The organism is Rhodococcus sp. NPDC059968, from assembly GCF_042738615.1.
In the GTDB taxonomy this organism is placed as follows: domain Bacteria; phylum Actinomycetota; class Actinomycetes; order Mycobacteriales; family Mycobacteriaceae; genus Rhodococcus_F.
The window spans coordinates 1-26,986 of record NZ_JBHWUE010000083.1 but is presented as its reverse complement, the minus strand read 5'-3'; the positions used below and the strand labels follow the sequence as shown (position 1 = coordinate 26,986).

General features: G+C 67.4%; 22 protein-coding genes and 3 pseudogenes. 16 read left to right on the top strand and 9 right to left on the bottom strand.

The genetic code is table 11. From position 1 onward, the window contains the following. Nucleotides 1-64 precede the first annotated feature (64 nt). The 5 genes and pseudogenes from oxc to ACFWAY_RS40825 all read left to right on the top strand — a co-directional run. Complete coding sequence (oxc, locus tag ACFWAY_RS40845) at nucleotides 65-1,798, top strand: oxalyl-CoA decarboxylase (protein ID WP_378514548.1); 1,734 nt, start codon at nucleotides 65-67, stop codon at nucleotides 1,796-1,798. 35 nt (nucleotides 1,799-1,833) lie between these two features. After that, complete coding sequence (gene frc / locus ACFWAY_RS40840; RefSeq protein ID WP_378514547.1) at nucleotides 1,834-3,087, top strand: formyl-CoA transferase; 1,254 nt, start codon at nucleotides 1,834-1,836, stop codon at nucleotides 3,085-3,087. 213 nt (nucleotides 3,088-3,300) lie between these two features. Beyond that, nucleotides 3,301-4,029: pseudogene (locus tag ACFWAY_RS40835) on the top strand (molybdopterin-dependent oxidoreductase); the annotation flags it as partial. Between the two features lie 52 nt (nucleotides 4,030-4,081). Continuing rightward, a complete protein-coding gene (locus ACFWAY_RS40830; RefSeq protein WP_378514546.1) occupies nucleotides 4,082-5,116 on the top strand; it encodes an IS630 family transposase in 1,035 nt (344 codons plus the stop codon). Nucleotides 5,117-5,147: 31 nt separating this feature from the next. Continuing rightward, nucleotides 5,148-6,810: pseudogene (locus tag ACFWAY_RS40825) on the top strand (molybdopterin dinucleotide binding domain-containing protein); the annotation flags it as partial. An 82-nt stretch (nucleotides 6,811-6,892) separates the two neighbouring features. Here the strand turns inward: ACFWAY_RS40825 and ACFWAY_RS40820 are convergent. From ACFWAY_RS40820 to ACFWAY_RS40805, 4 genes and pseudogenes are all read right to left on the bottom strand, one after another. Next, complete coding sequence (locus tag ACFWAY_RS40820) at nucleotides 6,893-8,392, bottom strand: DUF4118 domain-containing protein (RefSeq protein ID WP_378514545.1); 1,500 nt, start codon at nucleotides 8,390-8,392, stop codon at nucleotides 6,893-6,895. A 264-nt stretch (nucleotides 8,393-8,656) separates the two neighbouring features. Beyond that, on the bottom strand, nucleotides 8,657-9,397 hold the full coding sequence (locus tag ACFWAY_RS40815; protein ID WP_378514544.1) for a VIT family protein: 741 nt from the start codon (nucleotides 9,395-9,397) through the stop codon (nucleotides 8,657-8,659). Nucleotide 9,398: 1 nt separating this feature from the next. After that, nucleotides 9,399-10,430 (bottom strand): annotated as a pseudogene (locus tag ACFWAY_RS40810) (NAD(P)-dependent oxidoreductase); the annotation flags it as partial. Next, entirely contained in the window at nucleotides 10,312-11,286 is a 975-nt protein-coding gene (locus ACFWAY_RS40805; protein WP_378514543.1) for an aldo/keto reductase, read from the bottom strand. The pseudogene ACFWAY_RS40810 and the gene ACFWAY_RS40805, both read right to left, overlap by 119 nt. Nucleotides 11,287-11,549: 263 nt before the next feature. On the opposite strand from ACFWAY_RS40805, the gene ACFWAY_RS40800 reads away from it, so the two are divergent. Then, nucleotides 11,550-11,981, top strand: a complete 432-nt coding sequence (locus tag ACFWAY_RS40800; protein ID WP_378514542.1) for a response regulator transcription factor — start codon at nucleotides 11,550-11,552, stop codon at nucleotides 11,979-11,981. Here the strand turns inward: ACFWAY_RS40800 and ACFWAY_RS40795 are convergent. Both ACFWAY_RS40795 and ACFWAY_RS40790 read right to left on the bottom strand, forming a co-directional pair. Further along, nucleotides 11,959-13,464 carry a protein kinase gene (locus tag ACFWAY_RS40795; protein ID WP_378514541.1) on the bottom strand — a complete coding sequence of 502 codons (1,506 nt, stop codon included), beginning with the start codon at nucleotides 13,462-13,464 and terminating at the stop codon, nucleotides 11,959-11,961. The genes ACFWAY_RS40800 and ACFWAY_RS40795 overlap by 23 nt on opposite strands. Before the next feature lie 200 nt (nucleotides 13,465-13,664). Then, entirely contained in the window at nucleotides 13,665-14,513 is an 849-nt protein-coding gene (locus tag ACFWAY_RS40790) for a YoaK family protein (protein WP_378514540.1), read from the bottom strand. Nucleotides 14,514-14,822: 309 nt separating this feature from the next. On the opposite strand from ACFWAY_RS40790, the gene ACFWAY_RS40785 reads away from it, so the two are divergent. Then, nucleotides 14,823-16,412 (top strand): FadD7 family fatty acid--CoA ligase, encoded by a 1,590-nt coding sequence (locus ACFWAY_RS40785; RefSeq protein WP_378514539.1) that lies wholly within the window; start codon nucleotides 14,823-14,825, stop codon nucleotides 16,410-16,412. 11 nt (nucleotides 16,413-16,423) lie between these two features. Here the strand turns inward: ACFWAY_RS40785 and ACFWAY_RS40780 are convergent, their stop codons facing one another. Both ACFWAY_RS40780 and ACFWAY_RS40775 read right to left on the bottom strand, forming a co-directional pair. Next, the gene (locus ACFWAY_RS40780) at nucleotides 16,424-17,356 is read right to left on the bottom strand and encodes a LysR family transcriptional regulator (protein ID WP_378514538.1); all 933 of its coding nucleotides are present in this window, start codon (nucleotides 17,354-17,356) and stop codon (nucleotides 16,424-16,426) included. 50 nt (nucleotides 17,357-17,406) lie between these two features. Then, a complete protein-coding gene (locus tag ACFWAY_RS40775; RefSeq protein WP_378514537.1) occupies nucleotides 17,407-18,339 on the bottom strand; it encodes an NAD(P)-dependent oxidoreductase in 933 nt (310 codons plus the stop codon). A gap of 234 nt (nucleotides 18,340-18,573) precedes the next feature. Between ACFWAY_RS40775 and ACFWAY_RS40770 the strand changes: the two genes are divergently transcribed. From ACFWAY_RS40770 to ACFWAY_RS40755, 4 genes are all read left to right on the top strand, one after another. Beyond that, on the top strand, nucleotides 18,574-18,810 hold the full coding sequence (locus ACFWAY_RS40770) for a hypothetical protein (RefSeq protein WP_378514536.1): 237 nt from the start codon (nucleotides 18,574-18,576) through the stop codon (nucleotides 18,808-18,810). A gap of 216 nt (nucleotides 18,811-19,026) precedes the next feature. Beyond that, nucleotides 19,027-19,644, top strand: a complete 618-nt coding sequence (locus tag ACFWAY_RS40765; protein ID WP_378514556.1) for an MIP/aquaporin family protein — start codon at nucleotides 19,027-19,029, stop codon at nucleotides 19,642-19,644. Between the two features lie 61 nt (nucleotides 19,645-19,705). After that, entirely contained in the window at nucleotides 19,706-21,160 is a 1,455-nt protein-coding gene (locus tag ACFWAY_RS40760) for a catalase (protein ID WP_378514535.1), read from the top strand. Between the two features lie 227 nt (nucleotides 21,161-21,387). Beyond that, nucleotides 21,388-21,879 carry a Dps family protein gene (locus ACFWAY_RS40755; RefSeq protein ID WP_378514534.1) on the top strand — a complete coding sequence of 164 codons (492 nt, stop codon included), beginning with the start codon at nucleotides 21,388-21,390 and terminating at the stop codon, nucleotides 21,877-21,879. Between the two features lie 63 nt (nucleotides 21,880-21,942). Here the strand turns inward: ACFWAY_RS40755 and ACFWAY_RS40750 are convergent, their stop codons facing one another. Further along, nucleotides 21,943-22,419 (bottom strand): cupin domain-containing protein, encoded by a 477-nt coding sequence (locus ACFWAY_RS40750; RefSeq protein ID WP_378514533.1) that lies wholly within the window; start codon nucleotides 22,417-22,419, stop codon nucleotides 21,943-21,945. A gap of 275 nt (nucleotides 22,420-22,694) precedes the next feature. Between ACFWAY_RS40750 and ACFWAY_RS40745 the strand changes: the two genes are divergently transcribed. The 5 genes from ACFWAY_RS40745 to ACFWAY_RS40725 all read left to right on the top strand — a co-directional run. Continuing rightward, nucleotides 22,695-23,333 carry an HD domain-containing protein gene (locus ACFWAY_RS40745; protein WP_378514532.1) on the top strand — a complete coding sequence of 213 codons (639 nt, stop codon included), beginning with the start codon at nucleotides 22,695-22,697 and terminating at the stop codon, nucleotides 23,331-23,333. Nucleotides 23,334-23,577: 244 nt separating this feature from the next. Further along, on the top strand, nucleotides 23,578-24,270 hold the full coding sequence (locus tag ACFWAY_RS40740; RefSeq protein WP_378514531.1) for an aquaporin: 693 nt from the start codon (nucleotides 23,578-23,580) through the stop codon (nucleotides 24,268-24,270). Nucleotides 24,271-24,437: 167 nt separating this feature from the next. Further along, nucleotides 24,438-25,214: a glycosyltransferase family 4 protein gene (locus tag ACFWAY_RS40735; protein ID WP_378514530.1), complete on the top strand. Its 777-nt coding sequence runs from the start codon at nucleotides 24,438-24,440 to the stop codon at nucleotides 25,212-25,214. A 45-nt stretch (nucleotides 25,215-25,259) separates the two neighbouring features. After that, nucleotides 25,260-26,189, top strand: a complete 930-nt coding sequence (locus ACFWAY_RS40730; protein WP_378514529.1) for an FHA domain-containing protein — start codon at nucleotides 25,260-25,262, stop codon at nucleotides 26,187-26,189. 564 nt (nucleotides 26,190-26,753) lie between these two features. Continuing rightward, on the top strand, nucleotides 26,754-26,986 hold a 233-nt coding region (locus tag ACFWAY_RS40725; protein WP_378514528.1), incomplete at its 3' end, for a transposase.

Below are 26,986 nucleotides of genomic sequence, written 5' to 3'. Positions count from 1 at the left end.
GCGGCGCCGAGTGTGGGAGATGAAGGCGCACATAATCATAACCGCACGAGAGGAATCTTCAACCATGACCACCAATGCCACACTGGCCGCCACGACGACCCTCGCCGAGGCCACGTCTGAGCACACCGACGGATACCACCTGGTCGTCGGCGCACTCGCGCTCAACGACATCCGGACCATCTACGGGGTGGTCGGCATCCCGATCACCGACCTGGCCCGCATCGCGCAGGCGTCGGGCATGCGTTACATCGGCTTCCGGCACGAGAGTGACGCCGGGCATGCAGCGGCGGCCGCCGGGTTCCTGACCAGGAAGCCGGGGATCTGCCTGACGGTGTCCGCCCCGGGATTCCTCAACGGGCTCGTCGCGCTCGCCAACGCCACCACGAACTGTTTCCCGATGGTTCAGATCTCCGGGTCCAGTGAGCGGCACATCGTCGATCTCAAGCGAGGCGACTACGAGGAGCTCGACCAGCTGGCGGCGGCCGAACGGTTCGCCAAGGCCGCGTACCGGGTGAACCGGGTCGAAGACATCGGCCGCGGCATCGCCCGGGCGATCCGAACCGCGGTGTCCGGGCGTCCCGGCGGTGTCTACCTGGACATACCCGCGGCCGTACTCGGCGAGGTCGTCGACGCGGCGGCGGGTGCTGCGTCGCTGCGGCGGGTGATCGACCCGGCACCGCGTCAGCTGCCCGCACCCGAGGCGGTGGACCGCGCGATCGCCATGCTCGCCGATGCCCAGCGTCCGCTGGTCGTGTTCGGCAAGGGCGCCGCGTACGCGCAGGCGGACGAGCAGATCCGGGAGTTCATCGACACCACCGGCCTGCCGTTCCTGCCGATGTCGATGGCCAAGGGTCTGCTGCCCGACAATCACCCGCAGTCGGCCGCGGCCGCCCGGTCGCTGGCGCTGCGCCGGGCCGATGTGGTGATGCTCGTCGGAGCGCGGCTGAATTGGCTGCTCGGGCACGGTGAGCCGCCGCAGTTCAACCCCGAGACCACGTTCATCCAGGTCGACATCGAACCCGCCGAACTGGACAGCAACCAGCCCATCGCGGCACCGCTCGTCGGTGACATCGGGTCGGTGATGGGAGCATTCGTCGAGCGGATCGAGCCCGGGCGTATCACGGCCCCGGCGGTGTGGCGACAGGAGCTCGCGGCGCGCTCGGCGCAGAACTCCGCCAAGATGACGCAGCGCCTCGACGCCGATCCGCACCCCATGCAGTTCCACGGGGCGCTGCGGGCGGTACGCGACGTGCTGCGCGTGCACCCCCACGCCTATGTCGTCAACGAAGGTGCCAACGCGCTCGATATCGCCCGCAACGTGATCGACATGCACGTGCCCCGGCATCGGCTCGACAGCGGCACCTGGGGTGTGATGGGGATCGGAATGGGCTATGCGATCGCCGCCGCCGTCGAGAGCGGCTCCCCGGTGGTCGCCATCGAAGGCGACAGCGCGTTCGGGTTCAGCGGCATGGAGCTCGAGACCATCTGCCGCTACCGGCTGCCCGTCGTCGTCCTCGTCCTCAACAACGGCGGCGTCTACCGCGGCGACGGGGTCAATACCGCCTCCGCAGACCCGTCCCCCACCACCTTGATGTGCCGCGCCCACCACGACCGCCTGATCGAGGCGTTCGGCGGCACCGGCTACCGGGCGACCACGCCCGCCGAGCTCACCGCCGCCCTCACCGACGCGCTGGCCTCGGGCCGCCCCGCCCTCGTCGACTGCGTGATCGATCCCCGCGACGGAACCGAAAGCGGCCACCTCACCCACCTCAACCCGACCGGCGTCGGGCATCGATGAACACCAACATCCCTCTACGAGAACGGAAACCCATCATGACCATCCAGCCACTCACCGGAATCAAGGTGATCGACTTCACCGGCGTCCAGGCCGGCCCGGCATGCACCCAGATGCTCGCCTGGTTCGGCGCCGACGTCCTGAAGGTCGAGCGCGTCACCGGCGGAGACATCACCCGCCAGCAGTTACGCGACCTCCCCGACGTCGACGCCCTGTACTTCACCATGCTCAACAGCAACAAACGGTCCCTCGCCATCAACACCAAGACCCCCGAAGGCAAGGAGGTCATGGAGAAGCTCATCCGTGACGCCGACGTGCTCGTCGAGAACTTCGCGCCGGGAGCCATGGACCGCATGGGCCTGTCCTGGGAGCACATCCACGAGCTCAACCCCCGGCTCGTTTTCGGCTCCGTCAAGGGATTCAACGACGACTCGCCATGGTCGGACCTCAAGGTCTACGAGAATGTGGCCCAGTGCGCCGGCGGCGCCGCGTCGACCACCGGATTCTGGGACGGTCCACCGACGATCAGCGGCGCGGCCCTCGGCGACAGCAACAGTGGGATGCACCTGCTGATCGGGATCCTCACCGCGCTCCTGGCCCGCGAGAAGACCGGGGTGGGTCAGAAGGTCTCGGTGTCGATGCAGGACGCCGTGCTCAACCTGTGCCGGGTCAAGCTGCGCGACCAGCAGCGCCTCGCGAGCGTCGGCTACCTCGAGGAATACCCGCAGTACCCGGACGGCACGTTCACCGACGCGGTGCCCCGCGGCGGCAACGCCGGCGGTGGCGGCCAGCCCGGCTGGGTGCTCAAATGCAAGGGCTGGCAGACCGACCCGAACGCGTACATCTACTTCACGATCCAGGAACAGAACTGGGCGCGGACCTGCCGGGCCGTCGGCAGGCCCGAGTGGATCGACGACCCCGCCTACAACACCGCCGCCGCCCGTCAACCGCACATGTTCGACATCTTCGACGAGATCGAGAAATGGCTCTCGGACAAGACCAAATACCAGGCGGTCGACATGCTGCGCACGTTCGAGGTGCCCTGCGCGCCCGTGCTCAGCATGAAGGAAATCGCCGACGACCCCGCACTCCGCAAGAGCGGCACCGTCGTCGAGGTCGAACAGAAGGAACGCGGCAGCTACCTGACCGTCGGGTCCCCGATCAAGTTCTCCGACTTCACCCCCGCGATCACCGGCGCACCGCTGCTCGGCGAACACACCGACGAGATCCTCGCCGACCTCGGCTACGACACCGACGCCATCGCCGAGATGCGCGCCAACCAGGTCATCTGACCTCGCCGGGCAGCCGTCGAACCCGTGGGCTGCGTGGACAAGTTCCTCGCCGAGGGCCGGTGCGTGCAGATGCCCGCTGGCCACGACGACATCCGGCCTGCGAAGCTGGGAGCGCCAGGAAATGACCCCCGCTCGAGGAACCCCTGCGGCTCGGCGACCTCTCCCCGACTCCTGTGTGCGGTCGCCGGTCGAACGCGGAGAAAGGACATCCCGATGACGGACAACAACACCCCCGATGCCGGTGACCTACTCGGGCAGGGTGCACCGGGCCGTCCCGCAGTGGGGCGCGGTCCGAACGCCGGTGGCGAATTCTCCCAGGAGGACTATCACCACCCGTCCGCCGGGTGGGGCGCGGCTCGCAGCGTGGCAAAGGTATTGGCGCAGACGCGGGAGCCGCTTGCCGGCCCACGTGCGATCCAGCGGATGAACCACGAGGACGGGGGCTTCGACTGCCCGGGGTGCGCATGGCCCGATGACCGCAAGGGCCTGCACCTCGACATCTGTGAGAACGGTATCAAGCACGTCACCTGGGAAATGACCCGCAAGAAGGTCGACCGTGAGTTCTTCGCCGGCCACACCGTGACCGAACTGATGGGATGGACGGATTTCGCGCTCGAGGACCGGGGCCGGCTGACCGAGCCGATGATCTATGACCGTGAGTCGGACAAGTACGTGCCGATCTCCTGGTCGGAGGCCTTCGAGGTGGTCGGCTCCACGCTCCAGGGGTTGGACAGCCCTCATCAGGCGTCGTTTTACACCTCCGGCCGGCTCAGCAACGAGGCGACGTTCCTATACCAACTGTGGGTGCGCGAGTTCGGCACCAACAACCTGCCGGACTGCTCGAACATGTGCCACGAGGCCAGCGGCCGCGCGCTGACGGCGTCGTTGGGGACCGGCAAGGGCACCTGCGACCTGGACGATTGGGCGAAGGCAGACCTACTAATTAGTGCGTAAGTATGTCGACTATTGGCCTTGTGTCTGATTGAATCACGGTGTGCGAGATAACGATGGCCGCAAACTCGACCATGCAACCCTTGCGGTGTTGAGAAGGCGTGCGGTGGAGCAGGTTCAGGCCGGGGCGCACCCCGAACAGGTCGCCGAGACGTTGGGGCTGCACCGCAAGACCGTCTACGGGTGGGTCGCGAAGTTCCGCGCCGGGGGCTGGGAGGCGCTCGAAGCGAAACCGGTGCCCGGCCGACCGCCCACCCTGACCGGCGATCAGCTGGCGCGGCTGTATTCGATCATCGTCGGCACCGATCCGCGTCAGCTCGAGTTCGAGTTCGCCCTGTGGACGCGGAACATGATTCGCGAGGTGATAGGCCGCGAGTTCGGGGTCACCATGTCCGAGGTCACCGTCGGCCGGTGGCTCAAAGCGATGGGATTGTCCCCGCAGAAACCCCTCTACCGGGCGTATCAGGCCGACCCCGAGGCCGTCGAGCAGTGGAAGAGCGCGACGTTCCCGAAGATCCAGAAACAGGCGAAGAAGGCGAAAGCGACGATCTACTTCACCGACGAGGCATCCGTGCGCAGCGACTACCACGCCGGCACCACCTGGGCGCCGGTCGGGCGCACCCCGGTCGTTGCGGTGACCGGGGCCCGGTTCTCGGTGAACATGATCTCCGCGATCAGCGCCAAAGGTGCTCTGCGGTTCTCGATCATCGATGGCACCCTCACCGCAGCGAAGTTCATCGACTTCTGCAAACGCCTGCTCCGCGACAACGACGGGCCGGTGTTCTTGATCCTCGACGGGCATCCCGTCCACCGGTCCAAGGCCGTCACCGCCTTCGCCGACTCCACGGGCGGCCGACTGACCCTGTTCCGCATCCCCGCCTACTCGCCGCAACTCAACCCGGACGAATGGGTATGGAAGAACGTCAAACACGACCGCATCGGCCGATCCGGCATCACCGGGCCCGACCAGTTCAAGACCCTGTGCACCCGGGCTCTGCGGCGGCTGCAACGCATGCCGCACCTCGTCCGCGGCTTCTTCGCCGACCCCCACCTCGCCTACATCCGCGCAGCCGCATAATCAGTCGACATACTTACGCTCGCCTTAGTAACTGCTGGTGATGGGGGTCAATGCCGCATCCAACGCGCCCCGGATGCTGACCTCGCTGGCCGAGGCGCACCGGCGCGGCGCGCAGATCGTGCACATCAACCCGCTGATCGAGGCCGCCAGCCGCCGCACGATCGTGCCGCACGACTTCCTCGCGATGGGTACCCTGCACGCCACCAAAACCGGCACCATGAACGTGCAGCCCCGCATCGGCGGGGACCTGGCGTTGCTGCGCGGAGTCGCGAAGATCGTTCTCGAACGCGCCGAGACCGACCCCAAGGCCATCGACCGGGAGTTCCTGCAGCGCTACACGACCGGTTTCGAGGCCTACCGATCGCTCGTCGAGGCGACCGGCTGGGCCGAGATCGTGCACCAGTCGGGTGTCGAGGAAAAGGCGATCCGCGAACTGGCCAAGGTATATCTGGGTGCCGACCGCACAGTGGTTGCGTGGTGTCTGGGATTGACCCAGCAGGAACACGGAGTCGACACCGTCCGCGAAATCGTGAACCTGCTCCTGCTGCGTGGCAACCTGGGCCGTGAAGGGGCCGGCCCCTCACCGGTCCGCGGCCACAGCAACGTCCAGGGCAACCGCACCTGCGGCATCGACCACCGCCCACCCACGCTGCTGCTGGACCGGCTCGAACAGGTCTGCTCGATCACGCCACCGCGTGAGCACGGCCTGGACACCATCGGCACGATTGAGGCGATGCTCACCGGCGAGGTAAAGGTGTTCGTCAGCATGGGCGGGAACTTCAGCCTGGCCACACCGGACACGGCGACGACGTTCGCCGCGCTGCGCAACTGCGAGCTCACCGTTCAGGTCAGTACCAAACTCAACCGCAGCCATCTGATACACGGCCGTCGGGCACTGATCCTGCCCTGTCTGGGGCGCCGAGAAGGACGTGCAGCAGACCGGCGAGCAGGGCGTCACCGTCGAGGATTCGATGAGTATGGTGCACCTGTCATTCGGGATGAAGACCCCCGCGTCACCGCACCTGAAGTCCGAGTGCGCGATCCTCGCCGGCATGGCCCGGGCGACGCTGCCGGCCTCCGCCACACCGTGGAAGTCCTACACCCAGAGCTACGACCGGATCCGCGACGTCATGGCCAAGGTTCTCGACGGCTTCGAGGACTTCAACCGCCGCGTACGACTGCCGCTCGGTTTTCGGATCCGGCAACCCGCGCGCGAGCGGGTCTTCCTCACCCCGTCCGGGGCGGCCGAGTTCTCCTGCGCACCGATGCCCGATGTGGTGCCGCCCCCGGGACGGTTGACCCTGGGCACCGTGCGTTCCCATGACCAGTGGAACACCACCATCTACTCCGACAACGACCGCTACCGCGGGGTGAAGAACCTGCGCACGGCGCTGTTCATGAACGCCGACGACATGCGCGAACGGGGACTGGACGAGTTCGACCTGATCGACATCACCAGCTTCGCCCGTGACGGCAGCACCCGCTCGGTGTACGGCTACCGTGCCGTGGCCTACAACACCCCACCCGGCAGCGTGATCGGCTACATGCCCGAGCTGAACGTGCTGTGCGCGATCGCGGACCACAGTGAGCAGAGCGGCCAACCGCTGACCAAACAGCTCATCGTCGAGGTCACCCCGGCCGTCACCGGACCGGCAACCATTCCCACGGGTACACCCACCGAAGGTGGCTCCTGATCCGTCTGCTAATTCCGCTGGGCTGGGCTGGGGTCCGCCGGGCCGCGGCGACACATCCCAGACCGGTTCCACCACTTTGCGGTTACTCGTCTGCGAACGGGATCGTGACGAGAAGCGACGTCCCGTTTCCGGCGTGACTCGCGATCTCGATCTGGCCGCCGAGGGCTTCGACGCGGTCTCGCAGACCGGTGAGTCCGGACCCTTTGGCTGGGTCGGCTCCGCCGACTCCGTCGTCTCGGATCGAGAGCTCGAGGTTCCCACCGTCGGTCCTGACGCGCACGTTCACTTCGGACGCGCGTGCGTGCTTGGCCGCGTTCGTCAGCGACTCTGCCACAACGTAATACGCGGCCACTTCAGTCGACTCCGGCACTCGCGCATCCAGGTCCAGGTCCACGTCGAGATCGACCGGGACCGCGGAACGGCGCGCCAGCGCCTCGAGCGCCGGGCCGAGTCCACCTTTGGACCGGATCGCCGGATGAATCCCCCGCGAAATCTCTTGCAGATCAGCCGAAACACCGACCAGCCCCTGCACCACGTCGGAAATCTGCTCCTTGACCCCGGCCTGTGCGGACGGCACCGACGCCTGGACCGTGCGGAGCGCGAGCCCCAGCGAGACGAGGCGCTGTTGCGCCCCGTCGTGCAGATCGCGTTCGAGACGGCGCCGGGCCTCGTCGGCGGCCGCGACGATCCGGGCGCGGGACGCGGTGAGTTGGGCGCGGGTCTCGGCGTTCGCGATCGCGGTCGCGACGAGGTCCGCGAAGTCGGCGATGCGCGCCTCGGTGTCGGGTGGCAGGGGCTCGCGTCGCGTGGATCCGGCCGTGGCCGCGCCCCACAGGCGGCCGTCGACGACGATCGGCGCCCCGACCCCCGACCGGACGCCCAGCTTGCGTATGTACGCGGCGGCAACACCGGCAGCATTGTCGTGGCTGTCCATCCGGGCGGCGCGGCCGGTGCGTGACACCATCGCCACGACGTTTTCGCCCTCGACCGGATGGCGTGTGCCGACCGGTGTCTGCTGCACGCCCGGCTCGGTGCGGGACGCGAGGAGGGTGGACACATCGTCGGGTTCGAAGCGGAACAGGGCCGTGTTGAACACACCCAGTACCCGGGCCAGCTCCTCCGTCACCGCCGTGAACACCTCCGACGACGTCGCGACACGCGCGACCAGCGTCGCCACCCGCCGCAACGCCGCTTGTTGCTCCGCGAGCGCGCGGAGCTGGTCGGCATGCGATCGTGCCACCCCGGCCAGGGTGTTGGCCGACAGCGCGACGACCAGAAACACGGCAATGGCCACCCAGTTCTGGGCGCCGGCCGCAAGAAATCCCTCGGGCCAATTGCGGAAGTAGTCGAAGGCGATGGCGCTGGCAACCGACATCACCACCGCCAGCCCGAGTCCCCACACCATCGAGACCACCAGCACGCCGAGCAGATAGACCACACCGAAAGCCTCGTTGGGGGCGATCTGCTCGAGCAACACGACGAGAAGTGACTCCGCCGCAATGAAAGACGCTGCAACCGCGAGCCCGAGCGCGAGGCGCGGGGCGGCCGGGCGCATCAACCACGACAGCAACCGCGCGCGCACGGATGGAGGTGGTCGCACATCGCCGTTGCGACGTGCAGAAGGCGGACCTGACGTGCTCGCTGGCCCGCCGCGCACCGGTGACCGTCGTTTCCGCATCATGCCGCAGAGCTCACATCGATCTTTGATCGGCCTGGAGGAGGCCTCGATGTCGTGTCCCATCGTAACCCGGCCGGGAGGACGTTATTTAGTCGACCCGTGCGGCGGACGGCATGAGCACGGTCGACGAAACATGCGCGGACCTGGCAAACTCCGGGCACGGGCTTGTCAGAGTGTGGTTCCGGCGATCTGACCGACGGCGTAGGTGACGCCCATCGCGACCGCTCCACCGAGAATCACGCGCAGCACCGCGCGTGTCTTCCGGGCACCGCCCAGGACGGCGCTGACCGTCCCGGTCAACGCGAGCGCGACCAACACCGAAAAGAACGCCACGGGGACACGGAGTCCGACCGGGGGCAGCAGAATCGCGATCAACGGAATCACCGCACCGAGGGTGAACGCGACCGCCGACGACAGGGCGGCCTGCCAGGGGTTGGGCAGATCGTCGGGGTCGATGCCGAGCTCCACGTCGACATGCGCGGCGAAGGCGTCGTGTTCGGTGAGTTCCTCGGCCACCTCCCGCGCGGTGTGCGCGCTCAGTCCCTTCGCCGCGTACAACCCCGCCAACTCGTCGAGCTCGTCGGCGGGGGTCTCCTCGAGCTCCCGTCGTTCCTGCTGCAGCAGCACCCGCTGCGTGTCGCGTTGCGCACTCACCGAGACATACTCGCCGAGCGCCATCGAGACCGCGCCGGCGACGAGGCCGGCGAATCCAGCGGTGAAGATCGCCGAGGTAGCCGTCGTGGCCGCAGCCACACCCACTACCAGACCCGCGGTGGACACGATCCCGTCGTTGGCCCCGAGCACCCCGGCGCGCAGCCAATTCAGGCGGCCCGCCAGGTGGGGGTCGTGTGGCTCCGTCGCAGGATGCGTTGCCTCGCCTCGGAAGTCGGCGCGTTCGGTGCGGGTCACGTCACGCTCCGGCCGTCGTTCCTCGCCTGGCGGCTGAGGTGGTGGTCGCGGGGGCGGTGACCGCCGAGGAGACATCGTCGTCTCCATGACCCTCGGCGACAGCGTCGTGCCAGCGCGGCAGCAGCGCCTTGGTGAGGGCCACTTCCACCCCGAGCTGGTGCGCGGCCTTGGAGACGAGTTCGGCGTCCTTGACGGCGAGCCGCAACGGGAAGCCCGGGGTGAAGTCGGCTCCGAGCATCGCCGCGCCTTTACTCATCGCGTAGTCCGACGCCATCGGACCCCCGGTTACGGCATCCAGGAACCGCTCGGGGTCAATTCCGAGAGCGTCACTGAGCGTGAGGGTTTCGGCCATTCCCTCGACCAGCACCGCGAGCCAGTTGTTGAGAGCGAGTTTGAGCCGGCTGCCGTCACCGGCACGCTCGAGCCACAGCGTCCGCCGGCCGAGGACCTCGAAGATCGGCTGCACCCGGGACCGGACCGGGCGTGCACCGGAGGCGAGGACGACCAGGTCCCCCGCCGCGGCCGGGGCGGTGCTTCCGGAGACCGGGGCGTCGACGAAGACGACGCCGTTCCGGGCCGCGAGGTCCGCGAGACGGGTGCAGGATTCGACGCCGACGGTGCTCATCTGGATCCACACCGCATCCGAAGAGAGGGTGGATAACGCGCCCGCAGGGCCGGTCATCACCTCTTCGACGGCGGCGCCGTCGCTGAGCATGGTGATCACCACGTCGGCGCCGTCGGTGGCGACCGCAGGACTGGACGCGAGGTGCGCCCCTCCGCGGCCAACTCCGCGGCCTTCGCGGTGGTGCGATTCCACACCCTCACCCGGTAGCCGGCGCGTATCAGATTGCGTGCGATCGGGGCACCCATCGTTCCGGTGCCCAACACCGCGATATTTCGCGAAAAGTCGCGCATCACATGCCCTCCGGGGAGGGCCCGGCGACCGGCGTGGCCGGCGCCATGATGGTGTCGATCTCGGCGAGGTCCGTAGCGCTGAGCCACACCTCGGTGGCCCCGAGGCTGTCCTGGACATGGGCCGCCTGCCGGGCACCGACGATCGCGACGTGCACGGCCGGATTCGCCAGCGTCCAGGCAATCGCCAACTGGCTGACGGTCATGTGTCGTGCGGCGGCGAACCTCTCCAGTGCGGATACCGTCGCCAGATTGCGCCGGTAGGTGTCGCCGGTGAAAACGTTGCTCGTGCCGCGCCAGTCGTCAGCGGCGAATACGGTGTGCGCGGTGAGGGTTCCGGTCAACAGGCCGTGCGCCAACGGCCCGTACACCAGCACACCGATGTCGTGTGCCCGGCAGGCGGGCAGCAGGTCGTCCTCGATCTCCCGGCGGAACAGGTGATACGGCGGCTGCACCGTCTCCACCGGGAGAGTTTCGGAGAACTCCGCGATCTGTGCGGCGGTGTAGTTGGACACCCCGACGTGCCCGATCTTGCCGGCGGCGAGGAGCTCGGCCAGCGCACCCGCCGTCTCCGCGACCGGCACCGCCGGGTCGGGCCAATGCACCTGGTAGAGGTCGATGTGATCGACCCCCAGCGCCGTCAGGCTGGCATCCACCCCCCGCCGCAACCAGCCGGGGCTCGCGTCGCGGACCAGCCCCGAGTCGGTCCTGCGCAGACCGCCCTTCGTGGCGATCACGAGCTCGTCACGCTCGGTGCTCAGTTCACGGCGAAGTGCCTTGCCGAGGATCCGCTCGGACTCCCCGAAACCATAGGCCTGCGCGGTGTCGAAGAAATTGACCCCCAGCTCGCGGGCACGGTGGATCGCCGCGATCGCCGCGTCCTCGTCGAACCGGCCCCATTCACCGCCGAGCTGCCAGGTGCCGAAGGCAATGCGCGAGACGTGCAGCCCGCTTCGTCCCAATGTCGTGGTCTTCATGTCGCTCTCCAAGTTTCGGTGAACATCGTCTCTTCCACGATTGCGCGTCGGCGAGTTGTTGTCGCCACGGCCAGCCCCCAAGCGGCCCTTCCTGCTAGCGGGAATACGTCTATCGTCGGCTCCTGAAATCTGGTCCCGGCGGGGTCTCTGGCGGCGGCGGATCCGATCGGGTGGGGCCGGATGCCTCGGTGCTGCGCTGTGGCCGCACAGAATTCCCGCTAGCGGGGATGTGTACCGGTCGCGCGCTGGGGCACACTGACATCATGGTTCCGCGAATTACGCTGTTGCGCTGCTTCATCGTCGATGACAGCCCGGGTTTCCGTGACGCCGCTCGGAATCTCCTCGAACTGGAGGGGATCACCGTCGTCGGCGTGGCGTCGACGAGCGCCGAGGCGCTCCGGGGTGTCGAGGAACTGCGACCGGACGTCACACTGGTCGATGTGAACCTCGCTGGGGAGAGCGGCTTCACGCTCGCCGAGCAGCTTCACCACGACGGGCGATGTGCACCGTCACCGGTGATCCTGATCTCCACCCACGACGAACAGGACCTCGCCGACCTGATCGACGCCAGCCCGGCGGTGGGATTCCTGTCCAAGTCCGCCCTGTCGGCCGGCGCCATCTACGACCTGCTCGCTAGCCGAGACGGCGACGACGACGATCCCGCCGTGCCGGTCAGCGGGCCTCCAGGAAGGTGATCACCGCCAGAACCCGGCGGTGATCGTCACCGGTCCCCGGCAGGCTCAACTTGGTGAGAATGCTGCGTACATGCTTCTCGACGGTGCCCTCCGCGACCCATAAACGGCGGGCGATGCCCGCGTTGGAACGTCCCTCCGCCATCAACGCCAGCACCTCCCGCTCCCGCACGCTGAGCACGGCCAGCGGATCGTCGCGCCGTTGGGCGGAGACCAACTCCTGCACCAGTGCCGGGTCGACCACCGATGCCCCCTTGGCAATTCGCTGCAGGGTGTCGACGAAATCCTCCACGTCGGTGACCCGGCTCTTGAGGAGGTAACCGATCCCGCGGCCACTGGCCAGCAGTTCCATCGCATTCTCGACGTCGGCGTGCGCTGACAGGACCAGGATGCCGACCTCGGGGAACTCCTCACGGACCACCCGGGCCGCGTCCAGCCCCTCGGTGGTATGCGTCGGCGGCATCCGCACGTCGACCACCACCAGGTCCGCCGCCGTGGCGCGGACCAGGTCGAGGAGTTGGACGGCGTCGCCGGCCTGCCCCACGACGTCGAACCCCGAGCGTGTCAGCAGGCTGGCCACGCCCTCGCGGAGCAGGACGTCGTCGTCGACCAGAATCACCCGCAGCTGAGTGGTCACCGGACTCTCACCACCTTCCAACCGGGAAGTCTGCTGCCCGCCGTCGGCATGATCCGCGCCGATGCGTGCGGGCACGGCCATGTCGTCGACGGTCAGGCCGTGACGGCGCTGGGCTTGTCTGAGCTCGTCCCCGAGTTCGGCGGCGGTCCCGGGCCGCCCCCGAGGACTGGTCGCCATCGCATGCTCGATGGCGGACCGAACGTCGGCGGGAAGGTGTCTTCGCTCCAGATCCGGATGGGGTGCGTCGGTGGTGCGCAGGAACTGGGTGACCACCTGCTCACCGACGCGGCGCTCGAAGGCCGCGTGCCCGGTGACGGCGCAAAACAGCGTGGCGCCGAGACTGTAGACATCCGACGCCGGCGTCGGGGCCCGGCCCTCGAGTACCTCGGGTGCGGTGAACGCGGGTGAACCCGTGATGACACCGGTGGTGGTCTCGAAGCCCCCGGCGATTCGGGCAATCCCGAAGTCGGTGAGCTGCGGATCGCCATAGTCGGTGAGCAGGATATTCGCGGGCTTGATATCGCGGTGGAGAGTGGCGAGGCGGTGCGCCGTTTCGAGAGCGCCGGCCATCTTGACCCCCAGGTGCAGGGTGTCCTGCCACCGCAGTGGGCCCGCTGTGCGGATCAATGCGGCCAGGGAATCGTGCGGGTGATATTGCATCACGATGTAGGGCAGACCCGACTCGGTGACGCCGACCTGAAAAACGAGTGAGCGCTGCCGGCACCGGTAGACGGTTCCGAAGCCGCCCCGCCCGACCTCGTGAGCATCGTCGAACCCGGCCGCAGCCAGATCCGCCGCGATCAGTGGCGCGGGATTACCCCGAAAGTCCGGTGGATCCAACTCGGCCATCGGCGACCTCAAAGCCCGGTACTCGATGTTCGCAATCGCGCACCCATGCACTCACCTCTCGAAGCGATGAAGGGCGACCCTCCACTCCTCGTGGTTCCAAGCGAAAGCTGGGGGGGTCTCGACGGTCCCGTCACGACGGCAGAGCCCTATGAACAAGTATGACGCAAAACTGGCCGCCGCGATCATCAAGTCAGTCCTGTTCAGCTCGAATCGCGGCCGGGTTGTCCCAGAACAACCCGCTCCTGCCGGCGATGTTCCGTGCGGCGAGCCGAGCGTCGCGACGACGCCTGGATGGCAGCCCGCCCCGCCACGATCACCAGGACAGTGATCACCAGCGGCAGTACAGGGGCGTAGCTGCGCGCGTGCACGACCAGCAGCCCTCCCCCTATCGCGCCTGCGACCAACCCCACGAGCACGCCGACCAGGCGCGGAATCTCGGACCTCGGCCGCGATCCTGCGAGAGTCTCGGCGAACGCGACCAACGTGAAGGTCCCGGCTGTCGTGAACACCCCCTGGACGCCGAGAGATCGGACCGCTGCGGTCTGGATCCCCATAGCCAGCGAGAACAGGACGATGAGAACATCGGTGATGGCAGTCGACGGTTGCCCGGCCGTGGCAACCCACACGGTGAGGAACCCTGCCTCGGCGATCGCCACCAGGGCTAACAACACCGACATACGTCGGGGCCACACACCAGATTCCGGGGAGCGCCAAGTCGTGATCCGCCAGCCCAGATAGGCCCCCGCAGCGTAGATCGACAGCGCGAGAACGACAGGCACGCAGGGTCCCTCGAGGTTCGCTATTCCGAACCCCAGGAACACCATGTTCCCGGTCATGAACGCCGAGAATATCTTTCCCAAGCCGAAATAGCTGATGGCGTCGACCGCTCCCGACGCGACTGTCAACGCTACGAGCAGCACGTCGCGACGGTGGAGGCCGTTCTCGGTCGTTTCGGCTTCGACGTCCTGTGTGGTTGCCGTTACGTGTGCACCGATCGGTTGCGACGCAGCATTGGTGGGCACGCCGGCACATCCCGCTGTCTTGGTCATGCTCGTCTGTCCGTTCTGTCGATGGGTGATGGCAGTCCTCGGCGTTCCGGTCGTCGTGAGTGCCCTGACAGCAGAATCTCGTTTCGGCGCCCCCGTGTCGTCACGGCTGACACCCATTCGCTCCTCCGGCCAGCCGGAATGTGTCCATACCCGCCCACATCCAGGCCCAGTAGTTGTGGGTGGCGAGGCGGCAGCCGTCGATAAATTCCGGTTATCGAACGTTCGCCAGCAGGTATTGGACGTGCCCACCGCGCTGCTACACGCTCACAGGTAGTGACTGCAGTGAAAGTATGCAAGGAGGTGGTTGTCATGGCCGATCCGTCCGGTGGATCCGTTGGCGAGTCGAATCGGTATCGGCGCCCGGCGATTTCGGGACTGTTCGATGTGCTCGATCAGTACGTGCGTGATCGTCCGGACGCGCGGGCGCTGGTGGTCACCGGCGATCGGATACCCGTGTCCTATGGTGCCCTCGCCGCCGTGGTCGACGACATGGCCGCACATCTGGGCAGCACAGGGCTGCGCCGCGGAGAGGCGGTTGGCCTTGTCTGCGCCAACACTGCCGAGTTCGTCGTCGCGCTCCTGGGGGCCGCCCGCGCGGGGCTGGTGCTCGCTCCGATGGACCCCACACTTCCCCGCCCACAGATGTCCGCCCGGCTCGAGGGGCTGGGGGCACAGGCAATCCTCACCGGCCCACCCGCGGTCGACGCCGCTCCGGTCGCACAGTTCGACATCCCCACCTGGGAACTCCGTGTGAACATCCCCGTCGGCGGCAACGCGACCGCCACCCTCGAAACCGGCTCGGGTGTCGTGCCACACCCTCCGGGGACGGCATCCGAACTCTCGGACCACGACGCCCTCGTCCTGTTCACCTCGGGCAGCACCAACCGGGCCAAAATGGTCCCGCTGACGCACACCAACGTGGCGGCCTCCGTGCGGGGCATCTGCGCGAACTACGAGCTCGGCCCAGAGGACGCGACGGTCGCAGTCATGCCGTTGTTCCACGGTCACGGTTTGCTCGCGGTGCTGCTGGCCTCCCTGGCCAGCGGAGGATGCGTGCTGCTACCGGAGCGGGGACGGTTCTCGGCGCACACGTTCTGGGACGACATGCAGGCCGCAGCCGCCACGTGGTTCACCGCGGTTCCCACCATCCATGAGATCCTTGTGCAGCGGTCGGCGCGCGAATACCCGGGCCCACAGGCCGTGCCGTTGAGGTTCGTGCGCAGCTGCAGCGCCCCGCTCAATACCGCCACGGCGCAGGCGATGGGGCGCACGTTCGGAGCGCCAGTGCTGTCGGCCTACGGGATGACCGAAACCACGCACCAGGCGACCAGCGAGCCGCTGCCCCGGCGCGGGCTCGCGAAGCTCGGATCGGTGGGCCGGGCAACCGGGGTGGATCTTCGCGTCGTCGACCCCGGCGGGCAGAGGTGCCCAGCGGGCACCGTGGGCGAGGTGTGGGTGCACGGTCCGACGGTCGCCCGCGGGTATCTCGCCGACCCTACCGAGACCGCGCACAGTTTCGTCGACGGGTGGTTTCGCACGGGTGACCTGGGCTCACTGGACGAGGACGGGTACCTGTTTGTGACCGGGCGCATCAAGAACCTCGTCAACCGCGGTGGCGAGAAGATTTCGCCCGAGCACGTCGAGGCCACTCTCGCCGGGTGTAGCGGTGTCACCGAGGCGGCCGTGTTCGCCATACCCGACGCCACCTACGGGGAACGCGTCGGTGCCGCCGTGGTCGCACCCCGAGGGGGCGTCGGGGCGGAGGAGATTCTGCGGCACTGCCGCACTCTGCTCGCCCCCTTCGAAATACCCGACCGTGTCGAGGTGGTTACTGCTCTGCCTCACACTGCAAAGGGCGGACTCGACCGGCGAGCCGTGCAGGACCAGTTCGCACACTGACGCAAGGAGTGTCACCCGACGAGGGACTCAGTCGGCAGTGGCTGGTCGAAGAACTCGTCCAGCGACAGGCCCTGTGATGCGGTCACGAACGCCCGGGCCGTCACCGAACCGGGCGTGGCCGCGTGGGTCGCCACCGAGATCTGCGCCCGAGCGTCCGGGGCGACCAGGCGGACGGCTCTGGTCCTGCCGATCACCGGCATGGCCCGCAACCAGGTGTGGGGCACGATGCTCGCCCAGTCGCCGAGGCCCACGTGCGCATAGAGGGAGGCGACCGAGTCCGTCTCCACCTGCGGGGCCACCACGACGCCGGCTTCCGCGAAGGCGCGGTCGATGACCTGACGAATCCGCATGTCGGGCGTCAGCAACGCCAGCGGTAGCTGCGCCGCCTCCGCCCAGGTCATGTCGGGGCCCTCGGGCATCGGCTGGTCAGCGGAGGCCAGCACGACGTACCTCTCCTGATACAGCGGCACCACCTGCAAGCCCGCCCGGTCCTCGGGAGCGAAATGAGCGATCGCAGCGTCGAGGTCGAAGTCGAGCAACCGGCGACGCAACTCCGTCGTCGACACCCGGGAGTCGACCAGCACCGTGGCCCGCGGATGCGCCGAACAGAACGCGGCCACGGGAAGCGACAAGGTCGTCGAGGCCGTGGGTTCGGTGCCCAGCCGCAGCCGCCCCGCGATACCCGACTGCACAGCGGCCACCTCGGCCTTGAACGCCTCTTGCTCGGCGAGGATCCGCTTGGCCCACCCCACGAGTCGTTCGCCCTCCGGGGTCAGGCCCTGATAGTCGTGTGCCCGGTTGATCAGGGTGACGTTCAGCTCCCGCTCCAGCTTCGCGACCGACGCCGAGAGCGCGGGTTGCGACACATAACAGGCGTCCGCCGCGCGCGCGAAGTGTCTCTCGCGCGCCACCGCCACAAAGTACTCCAACTGCCGAAACAGCATGTGCCACTCCTTCTTCCGCGCGCAGCCCCAACGGGACCGAATCGCTTGGCTCAGCGCCCCTGGGGCGCAGTGGTGGGTGCCGGGCCGCGGTAGAGCTCGGTGACGGCGGCGATGTCGGCGCCCCCCAGCCCGGACGATGCCGCCGTGTCGTAGAGGTGCCGCACCACCGCGGCCGCCGGAAGCTCGAGGCCGGCGTCGCGGGCGATGTCGAGCGCCAAGCCGGCGTCCTTGGCGCCGAGCACCGTGGTCCACCACCCGTCCTGTGAGCCGGTCAGCACACCCTCGAACCGATTCTTCAGCCCGGGCGCCATCAGGGGGCTGGTGCCGAGCAGCTCCCGCAGCTGGTCGTCCCGCAGGCCTCCCGAACGCCCCACGGCGAACGACTCGGCCAGGGCGACCACCTCCGAGAGCAGCAAGAGGTTGGTCGCCAACTTGGCAGTGACGGCCAACGGCGCCGTGTCGTATCGCCGGACGTTGTCGGTCAGCGACGAGATCACCGGGCCCATACGGTCCACGACGCCGGCGTCGCCGCCGACGAGGAAGGTCGCCTGCCCCGCCCTCACCGCGGCGGGGCCACCGACAACGGGCATGGCGAGGAACCGAGCGGAGAACACCTCGGCGAGTTCCCCACTGAGCCTTCGTGACACCGTCGAGCAGTCGACATAGATGGTCTGCGCACCGATCGACGACCGAAGCTCCCCGAACGCCACGGCCCTGATTGCGGCGTCGTCGGCCAGCATGGTGACCACCACATCGACACGGTCCACCGCTTCGGCAATGGTCTGCGCTTGTCTGGCGCCGGCGGACACGATCTCTCCGGCCTTGCCCGCCGACCGGTTCCACACCGTCACCCGGTGTCCGCCCTCGACCAGCCTCCCCGCGAGCGCACGCCCCATCCGTCCCATGCCCAACACGGCGATGTCCATCGCGGCCTCCTGTGTCGCTGTCGTATCGAATTCTGGGCGGCGGTCTCCGCCGGTCACACCACCACAGCCTCTCCCACACCGACCGGCCGCGTGATCGCCGCTACCTGGAAGATCGTGATTCCTGCTAGCTGCACCCGAGGTGTCCTGCTGGCGGTGCAGACGTCGCGCCCGGTGTGGCGAACGATTGACTCAATTGATCGATCGGACCTCAGCCGACCTCGCTCAGTGACACACCCACCATCACACGCTCGGCAGCAGGCCGCGCAATTCGGGATAGGAAAGGTGAGAACGATGAAGAGGACCACTGTCCGCGCGGCGGTTGCCGCGGCCGCACTCGCAGCTTTGACCGTCCTCGGCGCCGGCACCGCCGCCGCCGTGCCAACGCTCAACGGCGGGGCGGTGCCGGCGGCCCGAGTCGTCCCCGGCTCTACCGGACCTGTCACGGATGTGGCGGGCACCGGCTTCCCGTGGGCCTGGCCCTGGCCGTCCGGACCTTCTGAACCCGGCCGTCCGTACTTCGGTCACTGACATGGGGCCTTCTGTGATCACCTCGGGTGGTAACCGGCAGACACGCCGGGCACGGCAACGATTCACTGACAGTCGATTCTGATAGTCCCGCAGAGTAATTCGAGGAGCCTTGACGTGGTCACATCCCAAGAAACCAGCGAAGTCCCCGCCCGTGCCGCATCGGGGGACGGCGGGGCGAGCGCCGCCCGCCGGGCACTATCGGCATACACGGTCGAGCTGATCGGAACGTTCTTTCTGGTGTTCACGGTGGGGACGGCCGCCGGCAGCGGCAGCCCGTTCGCCCCGTTGGCAATCGGTGCGGCCCTGATGGTGATGATCTACGCCGGGGGCCACGTCTCCGGTGGGCACTACAACCCGGCCGTGACATTGGCCGTGCTGGTACGCCACCGAATCGGCGTCCATGACGCCGCCGGATACTGGGTCGCCCAACTCGTGGCCGGGCTGCTCGCCGCGGTGGCGGTCCGCGAGGTCGTCGATCCGGCGCAGCCCACCCTCTCGGCGACGCTGCACCTGTCCGGTCACACCCTGGTGGCCGCGTTCGTAGTAGAGCTGTTGTTCACCTTCGCCCTGTGCTACGTGATGCTCAACGTCGCCACCAGCAAGAGCCACCCGGACAACTCCTTCTACGGGCTGGCGATCGGATTCACCGTCGTGGCAGGGGCATTCGCGGTCGGCGGAATCTCCGGTGGGGCGTTCAACCCGGCGGTCACGGTCGGCGCAGCGGTAATGGGACTGTTCGCCTGGCCGACCCTGTGGGTGTACCTGGCAGCCCAACTCGTCGCCGGCGCCGCCGCCGGCGCCGCCTTCCTCGCCATCAACCCCGACGACCGATGACCGCCCCGCGACAGCGTCCCATCCCAAGTTCCCGTTCCACAACCAGCCGAGAGGCACGATAATGACCAACACCGAGTTCACACCGACGACAACGGATGCCGGCATCCCGGTGGAGAGCGACGAGCACTCGCTCACCGTCGGCCCGGACGGACCGATCCTGCTGCACGATCACTACCTGATCGAGCAGATCGCGCAGTTCAACCGCGAACGCGTCCCGGAGCGCCAACCACATGCCAAGGGCAGCGGCGCCTTCGGCCGCTTCGAGGTGACCCACGACGTCAGCGCCTACACCAAGGCCGCACTGTTCCAGCCGGGCGTCACCACCGACCTGGTGATCAGGTTCTCCACGGTGGCCGGCGAGCGCGGCAGCCCCGACACCTGGCGTGACCCGCGCGGCTTCGCCCTCAAGTTCTACACCAACGACGGTAATTACGACATGGTCGGCAACAACACCCCGGTGTTCTTCCTTCGCGACCCGCTGAAATTCCAGCACTTCATCCGCTCCCAGAAGCGCCGCGCCGACAACAACCTGCGCGACCACGACATGCAATGGGACTTCTGGACCCTCTCGCCCGAGTCGGCGCACCAGGTGACCTGGCTGATGGGTGACCGCGGAATTCCCCGCACCTGGCGGCACATGAACGGGTACTCCAGCCACACCTACATGTGGGTCAACGCGGCGGGCGAGAGGTTCTGGGTGAAATACCACTTCATCAGCGACCAGGGCATCGAGTGCCTCACGCAGGCCGAGGCCGACACACTGGCCTCCACGGACGGGGACTACCACACCCGCGACCTGTTCGAAGCGATCGAGCGGGGCGACCACCCCCGCTGGCGGCTGAAGGTGCAGATCATGCCATTCGAGGACGCCAAGACCTACCGGTTCAACCCGTTCGACCTGACCAAGGTGTGGCCGCACACCGACTACCCGCTCATCGACGTCGGCCGGATGACCCTCGACAGAAACCCAACCGATTACCACTCCCAGATCGAGCAGTTGGCCGTCGAGCCCAGCAACCTCGTACCCGGCATCGGGGCGAGCCCGGACAAGATGCTGCTGGGCCGGATGTTCGCCTACCCCGACGCGCACCGCGCCCGGATCGGCGCGAACTACAACCAACTGCCGGTGAATGCACCCACCACGCCGGTACACAGTTACAGCAAGGACGGCGCGATGCGGTACCACACCGTCTCGGACCCGGTGTATGCGCCGAACTCCAAGGGCGGACCGAAAGCCGACACCGCGCGTTACGGCGAACCCGCCGGCTGGCACACCGACGGCGACATGGTGCGCACCGCCTACACCCTCCGAACCGAGGACGACGACTGGGGACAAGCCGGCACCCTCGTCCGCGACGTCTTCGACGACGCCGAGCGAGAGCGGCTGGTGAACAACATCGTCGGCCACCTCCAGGACGGCGTCACCGAGCCGGTCCTGCACCGCGCCTTCGAGTACTGGCGCAACGTCGACAAGGATCTCGGCGACCAGGTCGAGAAGGGCGTCCGCGGAAAATAGCCCCGATCGGACCGACAACGGATCGGCGTCGTCACCACAGCTGACCCGCCGCCCGAAAGCCGATCCACCGAGCAAGGCACTACCCCCACCACAAGCCCTGGCGCGCAACGCGATCGTACCGAGCCGCGCCAGAACACCAGTGCCCACGAATCACGCGCGGCGCACATGTCAACCAAAAACATGGTGCACCGCCGTAGCAGACAGCCTGCACCCAGAAAGGAAACGTCATGACCACATCACACCGCCGGCCCGACACTGAGGTGCGAGAGTTCAGTGCCCCGCCCAGCCTGCCGCACAACCTGCAGAGAATCCTCGTCGATCTCATCGAACTGCACCTGCAGGGCAAGCAGGCCCACTGGAATCTCGTCGGCACCAACTTCCGCGACCTGCACCTCCAACTCGACGACATCGTCGGCACCGCACGCGAAGCAAGCGACACCATCGCCGAACGCATGCGCGCCCTCGACGCGGTCCCCGACGGACGATCCGACACCGTCACAGCGTCCACGACGCTGCCCGCCCTACCCCCGGCCGACCTCAGCACCACCGACACGGTCGACCTCGTCACCTCCCGAATCTACGCCGCAGTCGACACCATCCGCTCGGTCCACGACGAGGTCGACGCCGCCGATCCCTCCAGCGCCGACCTATTGCACAGCATCGTCAACGACCTGGAGAAGGCCGCGTGGATGCTCAAATCCGAGAACCGGAAGATCTGAGGGGCACCGGTGGCCACCCAAGAAGGGTCAGGGAATCGAACCCACCGGTAGGTGGTTCGCGGACTACGATTCCGAAAGTGCGTACAGCTGAGGAAGATTTACCACAATGGCCTCTTGAGTGCTGCGTGCGATCACGATCACCGCGGGAGTGTCGGAGTCCGGATTCTCTTCGCGATGCGGAACGTACGGCGGGACGAAGATGTAGTCGCCGGGGCTCGTGGCGATCCGCACTTCGCCGGCGACGTCGTGGAACACGAACTGCGGGTGTCCGCTCCGCACGAAGATCGCCGTTTCGGACTCGCCATGATGGTGGTTGTCCGACATCGTCTCCGGCGACACCACGGTCTCCCCCATCCAGATCTTCTCCGACCCGACCGAGCTTCCAGTGATCGCGGCGAATCTCTGCATGCCCGCGGTCTGGGCCGTCTCGGAGCTCAGCTCGGAAGCTTTGATGTGGTGTACCCGCGTACGGAGCGACGAATCGACGTACTCGTCGCTGCTCGCCTGCAAGTCTGGATGGAACTCGTCACCGCTGCTCATGATCCTCGGCCTCATGCGTCTACGAAGATGTAGCCGTTTCCGAGTTTACCCGCCGCGGTATGCCGGATAAAACCCCGCCTCGGGCGCGCCGCAGCATGTTCGATACGCGGCCGCTGAGTCCCGAGGATCGTGCCAGATCCGCGTCACGTTCTGCGATCACTCCACCAGGGAACGGTGGGGCCTCTAGATCGGTGGAGGGTGTGGCCGGGAACCGGCGGCGCTCGTCGACGCAAAAACCAGAAGAACTGTGTGACCAACAAACCCAGGAGGTCGTCATGACTGAAGTTATCGCCGGCGTCGTAATTCCCGATTCGCCCCTGGCGAACGAAGCTACCGAACTGGTGCGGGAAGCGGCCCCGCCGCTGCTCTTTCACCATTCGCGGCGCGTCTTCCTGTTTGGATCGCTCCAGGGTCGGCGGCTCGGGCGGACAGCCGATCCCGAACTGCTCTACGTGGGCGCGATGTTCCACGATCTCGGCCTGACGGAGAAGTTCCGCGGCGACACCCAGCGATTCGAACTCGACGGCGCCGACGAAGCGGAGCGGTTCCTCACCGCGCACGGCATCGACGCAGCCGACGTCCGCACGGTGTGGGAGGCGATCGCACTGCACACCACCCCGGAGGTGCCGTACCGGCTCGAGCCGGAGATTGCGCTGGTCACAGCGGGAGTGGAGACCGACGTCCTCGGAATCGGACGAGACGACCTGCCCGAGGAACTCATCGCGGAGGTCACTCGGGTGCACCCGCGGCCCAACTTCAAACGGGAGATCCTTCGGGCCTTCACCGACGGCTTCCAGCATCGCCCGGACAGCACCTTCGGCACCGTCAACGCCGATGTTCTCGAGCACTTCGTTCCGGGCTACCGCCACATCGATTTCGTCGAGGTAATCCAGAACTCGAGCTGGACCGAATAGGCCGATCCCGGCGAGAAGACCCGGGTGCCACGGGTGCGAGACGTTCCGGCCGCTCGGGGCTCGGCGGCCCAGCGGACGCTGCGCACCATGCCGGTACCGGTCGCGTGGACCGGGGCGGTTGCAGCTGGCAGGTACACGAGGGGTGGGGCTGACCGGTAGCGCAGATGGGCATCAGCGGTGACGACATCGGCCCCCCGTACGGCGATTCTGGAAGTCCCTGAAAAGCAATTGCAGGAGTGCGGACATGATCCCATCCCGACAGTCCACCGAGGCCATCACCGGCGAAGAGGCCACCGCGGCCCCCGCCCCACGGCCGAGTATCGGGTATGCGGTCGAGTCGATCGGCACGTTCTTCCTGGTGTTCGCCGTCGGCGCCGCCGAAGGCAGCGGCAGCCCGCTTCCCCCACTCGCCCTCGGGGCGGTCCTGATGGTGATGATCTACACCGGGGGGCACCGTTCCGCAGGCCAGTGCAATCCCGCCGCGACGATGGTGGCGCTGGCGCGCCACCGCATCGGCCTGCGTGATGCCGCCGGTTACTGGATCGCACAGCTCGGCGCCGGGTTGCTCGCGGTGGCGGCGATGACCATGACCGGTCACACCCCGGCGGCCGGGTCGGTGGTGGAACTGGTGTTCATCTTCGTCCTCTGCTGCCTCGTGCTCGAAGTAGCCACCCGCACCCAGCCGGACCACTCGTTCTCCGGTCTGGCGATTGGGTTCACCGTGGTGGCGAGTGCGTTCGCGGTCGGCGCCATCTCCGGTGGCTCGTTCCACCCCGCGGTCGCCCTCGGTGCCGGCGCAGGCACCGCCGCCGGATTCGCCCTCCTCACCCTCAACCCGCCGACACATGATTCTCCGTCGGCCCCTCACGGGAACGGGTCTCGGCTTCGGCACCGCAGCCCCGGCCAATCCGTACTGCGAGCCGTCACCGACCGGTGAATACCGAGGCGGACCCCGACGTTCCGCGCGCCGCGGTCCCGCGGTGCCGCGGTGCCGCGGTGCCGCGGTGCCGCGGTGCCGCGAGGAATGACAGAGCCGAGCAGTGACCACCCGTGCCCGGCGCACCGAACCCGGCCGGGTTCGACCCCACCACAGGAGGCAGGGCAATGACCACCACGCAACCCGATCCCACAACCACCGAGGCCGGCATCCAGCGAGAAGACCGCCCGCCCGACCCGGCCCGTGTTGTCACCGCCGCCGGCGTCACTGCAGCGACCGCGGAGCTGACCGCGGTCATCGGTGGCCACACACCTCGGGGACCGGTCACCACCGTCCCACCGGGAATACAGCGACGGTCCTCGCCGCTGGATCCGAAGGCCGCGCGGGCGCTGGTCGGGCTCGCGGACCTCCCGACCGTCGTCGCGGTCGGCCCGTTCGACGACCTGGAGCACGCCGAGCAGCTGGCCGCCGCATTCACCGTGGTCCGGCGGCAATGTGAGGCGCAACTCGTCCTCGTCGGGACTGGATCGAGGTGCGGCGCCATGCGGCGGGCCATCCCCCACGACGGCGGGAACGGGATGCACCTGGTCGAGGACTCATCCGGGCAACGCTGGCCGGAATTACTCGCCGCCGCCGATCTCGTGGTGCCCAGCACCACTTCGGGCGCGATGAGACTGCTGGAAGTACTCGCCGCCGGCCGGGCGGTGGTCACCCCCGAGCATCCGGACACCGTAGGGCTGGTCGTACCCACCAGCGCGGGACTGGTCTACCGGCGCGGGGACGTGCACGGGATGACCCAGGCGATACTGCGGCTCCTCACCACACCCGCGCTCCGTGACGGCATGGCCGCTCGTGCCCGGGAGGTCGCCCACCCCCACCACTTTCAGCACATGAGGCAGCGACACTTCGACCACGGAATGACCGGGCATACCGGACATGCGTAAAGGACATGAAGCGGCCGGACTCATCCACGGCCGAGCGCAGTAGTGATGAACCGCATTGATGGAGCCCGCCTCTGCTACACCGACGGGGAGGGGTGTGACCGTCAGCTGACATTGTCCGCCGACGTCCGGCGGGTGACGGTAGGGCGCTCTCACCGATCCGACCTGGCGTTGACGTGGGATCGTACGGTGTCCCGGCTGCACGCGGCCATCGAGTGGATAGGCACACACTGGTCGGTCATCGACGACGGATTGTCCCGCAACGGCACCTTCGTCAACGGCGAACGACTGGCCGGACGGAGACGGCTCCGATCGGGTGACATCATTCAAATCGGTGTCACGGCGGTCACCTTCGCCGGCCAGCACCACCCCGGTCCCGGCACGCCGCAGGTACGGGCCTTCATCACAGCACTGGCGAAACACCGCCTCATCTTCGACGAGGACGTGGCCCTCGCATATCTGTCCGCCCTGGACGGTGCCGCGTCCGAGAACAATCAACTTCGGTATACCGACGAACGGCTCGAGCAGGAGGCGCGCGACCTGGCCGATCGCGTTCGCCAGTCGATGCCTGACAGCGCCGCAGATCGTGACTACTACGCGTTCACACTGACCTCGACGGGTGACCTACTCGAGAAACTGTCCCGGTCGATGATGATCATGCTGGAGGCCCAAGCGGCCGGCGCTCTGCCCGTCGCACTCCCCTTCGCCGACCTCGCGAACATATACATCAACACGGTGCGGGAGCTGAGCAAGGCAATCACAGTGGACCCGCTCCCGGCATCGACGCCCGCAGGCACCCGGTACCCGCTCATCGGCAGCGTCGTGATCGAGGGCATGGCAACACTATTCGAGGCTCTTGGATCCCTGCTACTCGACCACGGCTACCTGCCGACGCACGCACTCTGCGGTGAGGACCCCCTGGCACTGGCGACGAAGGCAATCGCACGCGCCTCCGCGCTACGGGCGCCTCGACGCTAGGGTGCCAGCTCTCGATCGTCGGACCCGCCGCCCGCACATCAGTCCTCGGTGCGGGCGCCTGCGGTCCACTGGCGCTACCGGCCACGCTCATCTCGCGGACACCAGCGACACCCTCGACGACATCGAGAACCACGGCGACCGGTGCGCGAAGAGCGCTGGATGCGGTCACGGGGGCCGTACAGGTGGTGATGCCGGTCGCCCGAACCTTGTCGGCGCCGCCTCAACTCTGAAACCGGAAAAACGGAGAAACTGTACCGATTTGGGACGAGTGCATGCCGAAGGGCAGTTTCAGCCGAAATGCTACGAAGAATCTCATTCTTCGACTCACCGCCCCACTCGCTGCCGTCCGATCGAACGGCGCGGTCACGGCCCGCCGCTCGGCATCGGAAAGCAAGGACCCCCAACATCCTATCGCTGTCCACACATCAATTGCATTGCCTAACCCGGTATTTAGAACTTTCATGACGCCCCCGCGACGGCCGATTGAACGACGATACATGGCTATTGCGACAGCTAGTGGTGTGTCTCGCAAATAATTCTTGATCGATTCGATAGAATCCGTACATGAGGAATCCGGTACCCGCTTTGGAGATTTCCGATGGGCAGCGCGTTGTGCTCGAGTCGTTGGCGCGCTCGCAGTCGGGTGCGCATCGGGAGGTGGTGCGGGCCAAGGCGTTGTTGATGGCGGCCGAGGGCATGGCCAACACGGCTATCGCGCAGGCGTTGTCGGTATCGCCGGGATCGGTGGCGAACTGGAGGGCACGGTTCGCCGAGGACGGGATGGCGCGGTTGGGAGA

Excerpts from the sequence above, each read along its gene's own strand:
- oxc (WP_378514548.1), top strand. The coding sequence starts at position 65 with ATGACCACCAATGCCACACTGGCCGCCACGACGACCCTCGCCGAGGCC.
- frc (WP_378514547.1), top strand. The coding sequence starts at position 1,834 with ATGACCATCCAGCCACTCACCGGAATCAAGGTGATCGACTTCACCGGC.
- ACFWAY_RS40805 (WP_378514543.1), bottom strand. The coding sequence starts at position 11,286 with ATGAAGACCACGACATTGGGACGAAGCGGGCTGCACGTCTCGCGCATT.
- ACFWAY_RS40800 (WP_378514542.1), top strand. The coding sequence starts at position 11,550 with ATGGTTCCGCGAATTACGCTGTTGCGCTGCTTCATCGTCGATGACAGC.
- ACFWAY_RS40795 (WP_378514541.1), bottom strand. The coding sequence starts at position 13,464 with ATGGCCGAGTTGGATCCACCGGACTTTCGGGGTAATCCCGCGCCACTG.
- ACFWAY_RS40790 (WP_378514540.1), bottom strand. The coding sequence starts at position 14,513 with ATGACCAAGACAGCGGGATGTGCCGGCGTGCCCACCAATGCTGCGTCG.
- ACFWAY_RS40785 (WP_378514539.1), top strand. The coding sequence starts at position 14,823 with ATGGCCGATCCGTCCGGTGGATCCGTTGGCGAGTCGAATCGGTATCGG.
- ACFWAY_RS40780 (WP_378514538.1), bottom strand. The coding sequence starts at position 17,356 with ATGCTGTTTCGGCAGTTGGAGTACTTTGTGGCGGTGGCGCGCGAGAGA.
- ACFWAY_RS40770 (WP_378514536.1), top strand. The coding sequence starts at position 18,574 with ATGAAGAGGACCACTGTCCGCGCGGCGGTTGCCGCGGCCGCACTCGCA.
- ACFWAY_RS40760 (WP_378514535.1), top strand. The coding sequence starts at position 19,706 with ATGACCAACACCGAGTTCACACCGACGACAACGGATGCCGGCATCCCG.
- ACFWAY_RS40755 (WP_378514534.1), top strand. The coding sequence starts at position 21,388 with ATGACCACATCACACCGCCGGCCCGACACTGAGGTGCGAGAGTTCAGT.
- ACFWAY_RS40750 (WP_378514533.1), bottom strand. The coding sequence starts at position 22,419 with ATGAGCAGCGGTGACGAGTTCCATCCAGACTTGCAGGCGAGCAGCGAC.
- ACFWAY_RS40745 (WP_378514532.1), top strand. The coding sequence starts at position 22,695 with ATGACTGAAGTTATCGCCGGCGTCGTAATTCCCGATTCGCCCCTGGCG.
- ACFWAY_RS40740 (WP_378514531.1), top strand. The coding sequence starts at position 23,578 with ATGATCCCATCCCGACAGTCCACCGAGGCCATCACCGGCGAAGAGGCC.
- ACFWAY_RS40735 (WP_378514530.1), top strand. The coding sequence starts at position 24,438 with ATGACCACCACGCAACCCGATCCCACAACCACCGAGGCCGGCATCCAG.
- ACFWAY_RS40730 (WP_378514529.1), top strand. The coding sequence starts at position 25,260 with ATGAACCGCATTGATGGAGCCCGCCTCTGCTACACCGACGGGGAGGGG.